At 57.2% G+C, this 11496-nt stretch carries 14 protein-coding genes; 5 read left to right on the plus strand and 9 right to left on the minus strand.

Going from position 1 to position 11496, the window contains the following annotated elements:
• From EA20_RS0105345 to dolP, 4 genes are all read left to right on the plus strand, one after another.
• A partial coding sequence (locus EA20_RS0105345) for a penicillin-binding protein activator (protein WP_024965852.1) occupies window positions 1-1568 on the plus strand: 1568 nt, incomplete at its 5' end.
• Window positions 1526-1933 (plus strand): YraN family protein, encoded by a 408-nt coding sequence (locus EA20_RS0105350; protein WP_024965853.1) that lies wholly within the window; start codon window positions 1526-1528, stop codon window positions 1931-1933. The genes EA20_RS0105345 and EA20_RS0105350, both read left to right, overlap by 43 nt.
• A gap of 14 nt (window positions 1934-1947) precedes the next feature.
• A complete protein-coding gene (gene diaA, locus EA20_RS0105355) occupies window positions 1948-2538 on the plus strand; it encodes a DnaA initiator-associating protein DiaA (RefSeq protein ID WP_024965854.1) in 591 nt (196 codons plus the stop codon).
• 9 nt (window positions 2539-2547) lie between these two features.
• Window positions 2548-3120, plus strand: coding sequence for a division/outer membrane stress-associated lipid-binding lipoprotein (dolP, locus tag EA20_RS0105360; protein WP_024965855.1), 573 nt, complete (start codon window positions 2548-2550; stop codon window positions 3118-3120).
• 93 nt (window positions 3121-3213) lie between these two features.
• On the opposite strand, the gene EA20_RS0105365 is transcribed toward dolP, so the two are convergent.
• Entirely contained in the window at window positions 3214-5124 is a 1911-nt protein-coding gene (locus EA20_RS0105365) for a transcription antiterminator (RefSeq protein ID WP_024965856.1), read from the minus strand.
• A 136-nt stretch (window positions 5125-5260) separates the two neighbouring features.
• On the opposite strand from EA20_RS0105365, the gene EA20_RS20935 reads away from it, so the two are divergent.
• Window positions 5261-5404 (plus strand): hypothetical protein, encoded by a 144-nt coding sequence (locus EA20_RS20935; RefSeq protein WP_161635078.1) that lies wholly within the window; start codon window positions 5261-5263, stop codon window positions 5402-5404.
• 233 nt (window positions 5405-5637) lie between these two features.
• Here EA20_RS20935 and EA20_RS0105375 read toward each other — a convergent pair whose 3' ends face one another.
• The 8 genes from EA20_RS0105375 to EA20_RS0105410 form a co-directional block, all read right to left on the minus strand.
• Complete coding sequence (locus EA20_RS0105375) at window positions 5638-6378, minus strand: KDGP aldolase family protein (protein ID WP_024965857.1); 741 nt, start codon at window positions 6376-6378, stop codon at window positions 5638-5640.
• Complete coding sequence (locus tag EA20_RS0105380) at window positions 6375-7496, minus strand: DgaE family pyridoxal phosphate-dependent ammonia lyase (protein WP_024965858.1); 1122 nt, start codon at window positions 7494-7496, stop codon at window positions 6375-6377. The genes EA20_RS0105375 and EA20_RS0105380 overlap by 4 nt, the downstream gene beginning before the upstream one ends.
• Window positions 7480-8613: an amidohydrolase/deacetylase family metallohydrolase gene (locus tag EA20_RS0105385; RefSeq protein ID WP_024965859.1), complete on the minus strand. Its 1134-nt coding sequence runs from the start codon at window positions 8611-8613 to the stop codon at window positions 7480-7482. The genes EA20_RS0105380 and EA20_RS0105385 overlap by 17 nt, the downstream gene beginning before the upstream one ends.
• A 76-nt stretch (window positions 8614-8689) precedes the next feature.
• The gene (locus EA20_RS0105390; RefSeq protein ID WP_024965860.1) at window positions 8690-9334 is read right to left on the minus strand and encodes a DUF4310 family protein; all 645 of its coding nucleotides are present in this window, start codon (window positions 9332-9334) and stop codon (window positions 8690-8692) included.
• Between the two features lie 11 nt (window positions 9335-9345).
• Window positions 9346-10122, minus strand: coding sequence for a DUF4311 domain-containing protein (locus EA20_RS0105395; RefSeq protein WP_024965861.1), 777 nt, complete (start codon window positions 10120-10122; stop codon window positions 9346-9348).
• Window positions 10123-10191: 69 nt separating this feature from the next.
• Window positions 10192-10488 (minus strand): DUF4312 family protein, encoded by a 297-nt coding sequence (locus tag EA20_RS0105400; RefSeq protein WP_024965862.1) that lies wholly within the window; start codon window positions 10486-10488, stop codon window positions 10192-10194.
• A gap of 3 nt (window positions 10489-10491) precedes the next feature.
• Entirely contained in the window at window positions 10492-10854 is a 363-nt protein-coding gene (locus tag EA20_RS0105405; protein ID WP_024965863.1) for an SFCGS family glycine-rich protein, read from the minus strand.
• Between the two features lie 77 nt (window positions 10855-10931).
• On the minus strand, window positions 10932-11249 hold the full coding sequence (locus tag EA20_RS0105410; protein ID WP_152540211.1) for a glycine dehydrogenase: 318 nt from the start codon (window positions 11247-11249) through the stop codon (window positions 10932-10934).
• Between the last annotated feature and the right edge of the window lie 247 nt (window positions 11250-11496).

The following is an 11496-nucleotide window of genomic DNA, read 5'->3' on the forward strand; positions in this document are numbered from 1 at the left end:
CCCCCCCCCCCGCCGATAAACAACAAAATATTGATGCGACCTGGCAAACGCTGGTGCAGATTACGCCGGAACAGATGAGCAATCTGGTCATAAACGCCGATGAAAACATCCTTCAGGGCTGGTTAGACCTGCTTAACGTCTACCGCTCCAACAGCAGCGATCCGGAGATGCTTAAGTCGGCCATCAGTGACTGGCAGGCGCGCTACCCTAACAATCCCGCGGCAAAAATGCTGCCCGCCGCGCTGAACCAGATGCAAAACTATCAGCCTTCCTCAACCGGTAAAATTGCGCTGCTGCTGCCGCTCAGCGGTCAGGCTCAGGTCTTTGCGAACGCCATTAAGAAAGGATTTGATGACGCCAGAAACGGTGTGCTGGCGCAGTCTGCGGCGGTAGCGCAGCCGGCGGAAAGCGCCACAGCAGCCGGCACGCCTGACGCTAACCCCGCCGATCCGGCAACGGTCGTCAGCCCTTCCGCCGCGCCGATTGAAGCACCGGGCGCTACCGACGGTGAGCCAAATCCGGTGCCGGTTGAGCAGCCTGCTGCGCCAGCTGCGCAGAACAGTAATGCCGCTCAGACCGCGCCGCCGTCCAGCGCGGCACAGGTTCAGGTTTACGACACCAGCACGCAACCCATCGATCAGGTCCTGGCGCAGGCGCAGCAGGATGGCGCAACGCTGGTCGTGGGCCCGCTGATCAAATCCAACGTTGAGAAGCTGGGCAGCATACAGACGCCGCTCAATATCCTCGCGCTGAACGAACCGGGTGAAATCCAGAACCATCCTAATCTGTGCTATTTTGCGCTTTCTCCTGAAGACGAAGCGCGTGATGCCGCCCATCATATGTGGGATCAGGGCGTGCGTTCGCCGCTGCTGATGGTGCCGCGCAGCTCGCTGGGCGATCGCGTCAGCAAAGCGTTCACCCAGGAATGGCAGACGCTGGGCGGCAGCACCGTTCTGCAACAGCAGTTTGGTTCAACCGCTGAGCTGAAACAGGGCATTAACAGCGGTGCTGGTCTGCGTCTCTCCGGTACGCCGGTGAATATCCAGCCGACGCAGCCTCAGGGCGTCACCATTGCCGGTCTGACCATTCCGGCACCGGTGGAAGAGACGCCGCCAGCGGCGGAAGGCGGCAGCGTTGATTCGGTTTATATCGTCGCCACGCAGAGCGAAATGGCGCTGATTAAACCGATGATCTCCATGCGCGTCAGCAGCCGCAGCATGGTAAAAATCTATGCCAGCTCGCGCAGCTATCAGGCAGGTGCCGGCCCGGATTATCGCCTGGAGATGGACGGTATACAGTTCAGCGATATTCCGCTGCTCTCCGGCACCAATCCGGCGCTGATGCAGCAGGCAGTGAAGAGCTTCAATAACGACTATTCGCTGGTGCGGCTGTATGCCATGGGCGTGGATGCCTGGACGCTGGCTAACCATTTTGACGATATGCGTCAGACGCCAGACTTCCGCATCCGCGGAGAAACCGGCAGCCTGAGCGCAACGCCGGAGTGCGTTATCAACAGGAAGTTGACATGGAACCAGTATCGTCAGGGGCAAATCGTCCCGGCCTCCTGAGCCGTCAGCAGGCGGGCGCGGCCAGTGAACGGCAGGCCCGCCGCCTGCTGGAGGAAGCTGGACTGGCATTTGAAGCCGCCAATGTGCGTTACCGGTCGGGCGAAATTGATCTGATCATGCGCGATCGGCAGACATGGATTTTTGTCGAAGTACGCTACCGGCGCAACGCCCTGTTTGGCGGCGCGGCGGCCAGCGTTACCCGCCGCAAACAGCAAAAACTGCTGCGCGCTGCCGCTTTATGGCTGCGCGAACAAGGAACCAGTCTGGACAGCGTCGACTGCCGTTTTGATGTGGTCGCCATAACCGGCTCAGAGATTGACTGGTTGCCCAATGCATTTACGGCGGAGTTATTCCCGCCAAGATAAACCAGGTGAAAGACGTGCTGGATAGAATAAAAGTCTGTTTTACTGAAAGTATTCAAACCCAGATTGCCGCCGCCGAAGCGTTACCCGATGCCATTTCGCGCGCGGCAATCACCATGGTACAGTCCCTGCTCAACGGCAATAAAATTCTGAGCTGCGGCAACGGTACGTCAAGCGCCAACGCCCAGCATTTTGCCGCCAGCATGATTAACCGGTATGAAACCGAGCGGCCCAGCCTGCCTGCCGTTGCCCTGAGTGCGGATAACGTCCTGCTGACGGCGATCGGGAATGACCGGCTGCATGATGAGATCTACGCCAAGCAGGTGCGTGCACTGGGCCACGCTGGCGATATTCTGCTGGCGATCTCAACCCGCGGTAACAGCCGTGATATCGTCAAGGCGGTCGAAGCTGCCGTAACGCGGGATATGACCATTGTCGCCCTGACCGGCTATGATGGCGGCGAACTCGCTGGCCTGCTGGGGCCGCACGACGTGGAAATTCGTATTCCCTCGCACCGAAGCGCGAGGATTCAGGAAATGCATATGTTAACCGTCAATTGCCTGTGCGATTTGATCGACAACACCTTGTTTCCCCACCAGGACGTTTAAGGAGCTTACATGAAAGCACTCTCCGCCATTGCCATTGTACTTACCGCGCTGATGCTGCAAGGCTGTGTGGCTGCGGTTGTCGGCAGCGCAGCGGTTGCGACCAAAACCGCCACGGATCCCCGCAGTATGGGAACTCAGGTGGACGACGGTACGCTGGAACTTCGCGTCAGCAACGCGCTGAGTAAAGATGAGCAGATTAAAACTGAGGCGCATATTGTCGCGACCGCCTATCAGGGCAAAGTGCTGTTAACCGGCCAGGCACCTAACGCTGAGATTGCCAGCCGCGCCAAACAGATTACGATGGGCGTGGATGGCGCCACCGAGGTCTATAACGAAATCCGTACCGGCAGCAAAGTAAGCTTTGGCACCGCCTCATCCGATACCTGGATCACCACAAAAATCCGCTCCCAGCTGCTGGGCAGCGACCAGGTGAAATCCTCAAACGTGAAGGTGACCACTGAAAATGGCGAAGTTTTCCTGCTCGGTCTGGTCACGGAGTCCGAAGCGAAAGCCGCCGCCGACGTTGCCAGCCGCGTCAGCGGCGTGAAGCACGTCACCACCGCCTTTACCATTCTCAAGTAACCGCGTCTCCGTCCGCGTCTCATCGCGCAGACGGAGAGGCATTTCCCGTCGCGGGACGCATGTAAGCGACGGGAAATGCCGCTGCCCTTGCTGCTACAACCGGCTTAAGCAATCCATGGCCACCCTTTTAAAACTGGCAAAATCGGGACTTTCACGCAGCCGCGTCATCGCTCTTTCACGCATAAAAGTCACAAAGAGATCGTAAATTGCCATCGCCTCTTCATACTCCGTTTTGCTGATCGCCAGCAGAAAAATAACGTAAGCCGTCTCTTCACCCCAGGCGATACCCTGCGGCGCCAGCACCGTGTATACCACCGTTTTTCTGGCCAGCAGCCCCAGCGAATGCGGCAGCGCGATCCCTTCGCCCAGCATCGTACTGACAATGGCCTCCCGCTCCTCAACCGAGGCGTAGAACGTGTCATCGACCACGCCTTCCGCTTCAAGCTGGTGACACAGGAGGCGGAACAGTTCCGTCTGATTCATCGGCTGGTCAACAATCAGGAAATGGCTGGCGTCGAAAAACTTCTCCAGCATATAAGGGCGGGTACGATCCACCAATACCAGCTTGCCGATCTGCTCGAGCTGATATTCCGTCGGGAAAGGTGACATCACTACGACCGGCTTATCCTTCTCGCTCAGCCTGACGGTAGAGATGACAAAATCCTCCTCAATACTTGCCTGCTGCTCATATTCCCGCAGCGAGACAATATTACTGACGATGATTTGTGGATATTTGCGTAACAGCATCGCCTGGATCATGCGTACCGTGGAGTTCCCGGTATCGCAGACCAGCAGGATCTGCGGGTGACGCTGATAGCCCACGTTATAGTGCCGCTCAAGACCGACGCCAATATGCAGCACCAGAAAACCGATCTCATTTTCGCTGATCGCATAGGGCGTATATTTTCCCCAGCTGGAGACAGCCGCCAAGGTGACATCATAGGCCATCGGATAGTGCTGCTTAATATTGGTCAGTAGCGGATTGGGGATAGTAATCTGATAGCGGATGCGGGTAATCATCGTTTTGATGTGCGTCAGCAAGTCGGCCCGCAGTTGCGGATCGTTTTGCAGATTGAAGTTGTAGTGCGTATTAATGTAGCTGAGGATGTAGTCCACCAGCGATTCACTGTCATCCGGGCTGATGGCGCTCGGCGCGATCTCTTGCACCCGACGCGCCGCGATATTGACCCGCAGACAGGCCTCCTCGGAAGAAGATATCGCCTTGCCGGTCATCGGCCTCATCAGGTTGATAATATGGCGGGCCGCCTCCCTGACGTCATCATCCACATCCTCTGCGCTGAACTCCGGCAGTGGATAGCCTTCGCTGATGCGCCGGATCGCCACGGCGCAGTACAGCCGCAGATAAAACTCGCTGTCGTCGGACATGCGGATATGAAAACGGCTGAAGCAGTCCTGCAACAGCGGCTGGAACGCCTCAAGCATACTGCTGTTCAGCACCTCCTGATTCAGCAGCGGGTCCTCGCTGTCCTCCTGCGCAATCTGATAAAGCTGATCCGTCAGGCAGGTGCGCATCGCCATCTCGCTGCCAAACAGCTTCATGCCGTGGCGGGGTTTCGTTTCAATCGCCAACTGATAACGTGCCAGCCGCTCCCTGACCTCAGCCATATCACTCTGTAGCGTGGCGCGGCTGACAAACCATTCGTCCGCCAGATCCTCCAGCTTCAGCGAGAAGGCTGAGGTGAGAAAACGGGTTAAAAGATAGTGTACGCGCGCGGCTGAAGTACGCGGAATGCGCAGCGGCGGCGACGACTGCTGGCGAAGCTGCCCGTAGCGGGCGGCATCCTCTATCTTAAGTTGATAGCCTTCGCCCCGGCTCAGGACAAAACGGGCGCCGTGATCGCCAAGGAGGTCATTCAGTGTGGTGATATCGGTACGCACGGTACGTGTTGATACCTCAAGACGGCGGGCAAGCTCGTCCTGCGGCAGGGTTTCGTTCTGGAGTAGATCAAAAAGCTGGGCAAGGCGCTGGTTTGGAAATCTCACGGTTCTCCCCGTCCTGATAGTAGGGGCCACATGCCGGCCCGCAAAATACGCTTCGGCGGCGTTGACGCCCGCTGCGAAGAGAAGCTTCTGGTCATGGATCGCTCCAGATGGCGTACCTGGTCTGAAGGAGAACAGTGTGTCACTGTCTACTTCCGGACTGAAACGCTGCGATCCATATCAGGGTCAAGGTACGCGTATCCTGAACTGCCGTCCAGACGCCAGCGATACACCCCTGTCGGGCTATCAGCTGGCCGGTGAACTGGCAATACCGTTGGTTTAAAGCTCAAGGTAACCTCTTCTGATACGCTGCACACGTTAGTGCATCAGCAGGTAACGCCTCCTGGGGCAGAATATGCTGGCAAAAAATCAGCCGGGTAAGATCTGTTTGCCGGCTGGATAAGCGCCTCTCAACACGGTGCGAGGATTACGCTACCTTAACCATCGCGCGTTATGCTGCTCAGCCCAAAGTACGCCAGGGGCTCAAAAGGCGGGCAGACTGCCCGCCACCGTAGTTTACCCCACCAGTTTTTTGGTTATTGCCAGCAGGGTGCTGACATCGGCTGGTCGGGTATTGCCGGATTCTTTATCAATAATGGAACTGTAGATATGCGGGATCACCCTGCTCACGCCAGCGTCGAGCGCGATCCTGAGGATCGCCTCATAGTTTTCCAGATCGATGCCGCCCGTAGGCTCAAGCCAGAAATCCTGCAGCGCGCAGGCCTCCGCCACGGCCCGAAACTCCTCTATCGCCTTCAGGCCGCCCATCGGGAAGTATTTTACCGAGCTGCCGCCCATGTCCTTGAGCATCGCGATGGCGGTTTCGATGGGGACGATACCGTCTGCCGCCTGTGAACTAAGCGGACCGGTCGAGATCTTCACCATGCCGGTTTTGCCGGTAGGGGAAATCAGACCGTTCACCAGCGTCTCATTCTGCCCGAGCAGCGCCCGGCTGGTTGCCACGCCGGTGAAGACCTGATTAACGTGCTGGGGCTGCACCTCAGCGGAAATGGCGCTGACCATCGCCGACTGATTAGGATCGCCTGCGCCCAGCCCGACGGAGAGCGCGTTATCGATCAGCGCGGCATACTCACGCATATCGGCCACCGCACTCGCCACGCTGTCATAGTTTTTCGACAGGACGCCCACCAGCACATGGCCTTCTGCCGCCTGCCAGATCTCCCGGGCGTTCTCTTTTGAACCGGCCAGCACGTTCAGGCATACACGGTTCTGATAAAATTTAGGTTGCAGCGTCATGCTTTGTTCTCTCCTGGCAGCAGGGCTTTAATGCAGAGATAAATCGTATTGAGCTGGTCGGGCGAAACGCTGCGCACGTCCACTTCAACGATGCCTTCGTTCGCCTTATAGCCGCGGAAATAGATGGCGATGTCGCCCGTTTTCAGCGCCTGTACCAGATCAGCGGTCGTCTGGCCAATGGCGGCTTCGTCAAAGTGAATTTCAGTACGGGCGATGTCGCGACCGGCTGCGTCCCAGACCACCCTGGCAGTAATGCCCGGCAGGTCACTCAGACTGGCGATAAAAGGCGTCATTTTTTCCACCATCTGCGCACCAGACACTTTCTCCTGCACCAGATAGTTTTCAATCGCCTGCGTCAGACCAAGAATGCCCTCTTTACCGACTTTCATGGCGCGGCCGATGCCCATAGACTGGCGCTTCACCCACTCCACGTACTGTCTGCGGCCCATTACCAGCCCGCTGGTGGGACCTTCGATGGCTTTGGCGCCGCTGTAGATCACCAGGTCCGCACCGTATTGGTAGTAACACTGCAAATCCTCTTCCGCCGCTGCATCCACAATCAGCGGCACGCCATGCTTGCGGGCGACAACTGCCGCCTGTTCCACATTGAGATGGCTTTTCTGCACGCAGTGGTGCGACTTAATGTAGAGGATCGCGGCGGTCTGTGGCGTGATAGCGGCAGCAAGCTGAGCCGGGGTGCATTCGTTAGCATAGCCCGCTTCGACCAGGCGCCCGCCGCCCATGGTCACCATGGTGCCGACCGGTGCTCCGTAATTGACGTTATGCCCTTTAGGTACAACGATATCATGCGGCACAATCAGCGGCGCGGCATGAAGATTTTCCAGCAGCCAGTCGTCATCCTTCACAATAACCGCAGCTACGGATTGCGCAATCCCAGCCGAGGCGCAGGAGACGACCACCGCATCCTCCGATCCCAGCAGCCCGGCAATATACGCCCCGGTTTTGTCGACCAGGTCTTTCATTTCAAAATAGTGATTCAGACCGTACTTCACCGTATCGACAACGTCAGCCGCAGGCGTTGAAACACCCAGGATGGTCATACGACCCGAGGCGTTGATGACCTGCTTCAGGTCATATTTTTCATAAATCGAAGACATGATGCTTTTTCCCTTCATCGGTAGTGAACCACTGGCCGCCTGCAACAGCGGCAAGCGGCACCAGCTGTTTCTCGCCCGCCACCGACTGCCCTTCGGAGTCGGTAAACAGACAGCTTTCCTCTTTGAGATCGAAAATGGTCAGGTCCGCGTCAAACCCGACTTCCAGCCTGCCCTTATCACGCAGACGCAATCCTTCCGCCGCCTGGGTGGTGACGCAGGTGATAATTTGCGGCAGCGTCATCCCGACGCTGAAGAATTTAGACATCACGTGCGCCAGGGTATAGACGGGGCCATTCAGCCGGTTACGACAGTAGATATCGGAGCTGATGGTATGCGGCAGGATCCCTTGTGCGATCGCCACACGCGCCACCTCAAAGCTGAAACTGGCGGTGCCGTGTCCCACATCCAGCCGGACGCCACGCTTCAGCGCGCGGCTTACCGACGCACGCAGCTCGCCCGATGGCGTCAGAACACGGTTAGGCTTACCGTTGTAGCAGTGGGTAATAATATCGCCGCTATGCAGCAGGTCGGCGATCTCATCAAGATCGGGTGGATTGTTGCCAATGTGTACCATTAACGGCAAACCGCCGGTTTCCTGCTGGATCGCTTTGGCCCGGATCAGCGGCTGAATGCCGTTAGCGCCCACCACGCTGCTGCTCATGCGTGCCTTGAGGCCGATAATAAAATCTGGCAGGCGACGGACCGCGTCGCAGATGCACCTCTTATCTATCTGGTTCATGTCCGCCAGTTCGTTCTGGGTAACGATACCGGTACGTGCAATGTTAAGCAGAGCATAGACATGGGTGCTGGCATGGCGGGTCAGCCGGTAAAATTCATCAACGTCATCCGCGCCCGTGCTGCCCGCATCCACCACGGTCGTGACGCCGGTTTCGACGCCCACCCGATCCGCCTCATCATGATAAATCGGCGATTTGGGATAGCAGTGAACGTGAGAGTCGATCCACCCCGCGCTCAGCCAGTAGCGGCCAGCAAGATCGCGCTCGGTAGCCGCTTCGCCCTGCACCTCGCCAAGCGCGGCGATTTTTCCATCGCGAACCGCGATGTCGGTCAGGCCGCCGTCAGCAAGGCGCGCCCGGCGAATGATTAAATCAAACATGGCAAACTCCTGTATCACCGGATGCCTGAGCATCCGTCAGCGCGGCCTGCCCATCGTTGAGCAGACCGCCAGTTCCTCAGAGCGCTACCGGGAAAAAAGCGCCCAGCAACATCGCACCCAGTATCGCGCCCCCCGTAATTGGCTTATTCCAGAGGTAGAACAGCAGCGCGCCAAGCAGCGATCCCAGGCCAATCGGAATGGAGGCGGCCATCGCCGAAAGAATAATCAGCGGGCCAAGGAAGCGGCCTGAGGAGTTACCCGCGCCCATCATCACATCCGCCCCGTAGGTGGAATCGCTGTTATTGATGGTGAATTTACGCGCCAGAATAATGACGTAGCCAATCGCCAGGCCAATCACTAGTCCAGTGATAAGCGAGGCGGCGAAATTGGCAACGGGATAGATAATTCCAGCGCCGAGCAGCAGCGCAGGCACGCCCAGCCCCACGCCGGTCTGGATCGCGCCGCCAATGTCCAGAATCCCGACCAGCGAACCTTCGATAATGCGGGCGAACAGAAAGCTGGCACCGAACGCCGCTACCGCACCGTATACGCCGGTTTCCATACCGGCCCGCAGCATAGAGACGAAGGCTACTTCGTTAAAAGCGCCGAGGCCGTAGACGTAGTACATATGCGTACCCGCAAACACCCCGGCAGAGAGCAGGCCGACAAAAATCGGGAATGACCAGTCGGCATACCAGAAACCGCTTTTTGACTCTTCCATTTTCCGTCCTCTTATTTTCCGCTCAGGGTGTTATGAATCATCTCAAGCCAGCCTGGCGCGCCCAGCTGGAAGGATTCGAGCACTTTCAAATCGAAGCCGCGGAAGAATCCGCTGAGCACGAACAGCAGAACGATGGCGAACATCATGGTTTTGGTGACTTTGTTCCAGCCGCTTTCCTCAACGCCTTTACCGATCAGGATGCCCAGCACCAGACCCGGCACGGCATTGCCCATGATCAGCTGCGCCAGTCCGCCGAAAATCGTCGCCCAGAAGCCCGATTTTTTACCGGCATCAATCGCGGCCAGCCAGAAAATAACGGGCATCACGGTATTGACCAGCAGGTTAGCGGCCGGTACCAGCACCTTAACGGCCGTCACCTGTAATGCCGCCGGAACCGCCGACGCGGTGGTATTCAGAAAGGCCACCACGATCATGCCGATGATGCCGCAGGCGATCGCCATCTTCTTCGGATCGTGCATTGTTTCGGCCACGTTGCGGTTTTTCACCATCAGCGCGGCGGTGCCCCAGTGAGGGATAATGCGGTGATCAACGTCCTGCGTGAACGAGCCGGCAGCCACCGAAGAGGCCCAGGCGTTAAAGAAGAACCCGAGCCCAAATGAGAAGTGAGAAGCGGGATCGCCCTCACAGGAATTCAGTTCACCCAGTGTACGAAACGCCCCCATCCCCTGCGTCGTCGGCGCATGGAACATCCGCGCGGCACCTGCGCCTACGCCCACGCCGACAAGTCCGCCGATGATGAGCGACTTAAAGAGAATTATTAAAAACATCAGTCTTTCCTTTCAGGCTTACGCCAACGTTTTTAAATCAGGATTATTGCTGCCCTGAAGGGCAGACCTTTATTGTGTGACGAAATCAACTTTGTCCACGTCAATCAGGGTTACGCTGACGGTAATCTCCAGCTCCACGCTGTAGCTTCGTCGCTCTCTCGCCAGAAAGAAAAACAGGAATTTCTCTTTTCTGACGCGCTCCCGCGCCTGCACGACCTGCACCTCCTGCGGCTCAATACGCAGCAGCACCTTACTGGTCGATTTCAGCAGCGTGTTCTGCACCCGGCTCAACGCATCGGCAAAGGCGCGCGCTTTACTGTCACCTTTGCCGCTGACGTTGACCGTCGTCGTGAAGTGCTCCTTCATCGGTCAGCTACCATGCTTCTTGTTCCAGGCCTGAACCAGCTTTTCACCCAGCTCTTCCTTATCCATAAAGCCGAAACCCAGCACGTTCGCGCCTTCATTGATGGCGGTAACGCCTTCATCGATGGAGCGCATACCGTGCTTCGCTTTGTAGCCATACTTGTTCTGCGCGGTGATTGCCCCGGCACCGCCACTACCGCAAAAAGAGATGCCGAAGGAGGCGCCTTCCGCTTTCATCACGTCGCCCAGCTTCATATCCGCCGCCACGCCGGGCACCACGATGGCTTTGCCGCCCGCCTTCTCAATGCCAGCCGCCACTTTCTGGCCTTTACCTAAACGATCGCCGATGACTACGATGACTTGTGACATGCTTTATTCCTTATGTTGCCGTTGCATAATGTTGTTGGCTGATGGGTTCCCTGATGCAGTGAACCTCTCCGCGCGATTTAGTCGTTCTCTTTCGCCACTTCAAAATGAACCGAGAGCAGCCAGGCCTCTTCCTGGGGCAAATTGCCAAACAGATCGACCACCTGCTGCGCCAGTAACATCGATTGGGGTGAAATATCGTCAAACAGCTCTGCCTCCACCTCCGGCAGCGGCTCGCCCGTCAGCGATCGCAGCGCCATTGCTTTGACGTGTGAGACGAGCATTTGCTGCTGCACCGCCGTGGGAGTGATCCCTCTTGCCGCAAAGAGATCGGCGATTTGCGCCATGACTTTTTCCGCCAGTGCCTGGATCGCCAGGTCATCGTTAGCCGTACTCACCGATACCGCTCCATTTCCCACGCTATATTCCCCATTTACCGTTCCGGCCCTGGCGCGAAACGTCGTTAATGCCTGATGTTTAAATTAACGTTAAGGGCCCCAGGTTTGTAGACCGGGTTTTTCCACTTCAAAGTGGAAATCCCTTCACCCGGTTTCGACTGAATCACAAAACCACGCATTCAGCATAAAACAGACAATTATTTGCGGTTTATCACAGAAAATCTGGTTTTATTATGAATAGCCATCC

Source organism: Pantoea sp. IMH (assembly GCF_000599885.1).
Lineage (GTDB): Bacteria > Pseudomonadota > Gammaproteobacteria > Enterobacterales > Enterobacteriaceae > Erwinia.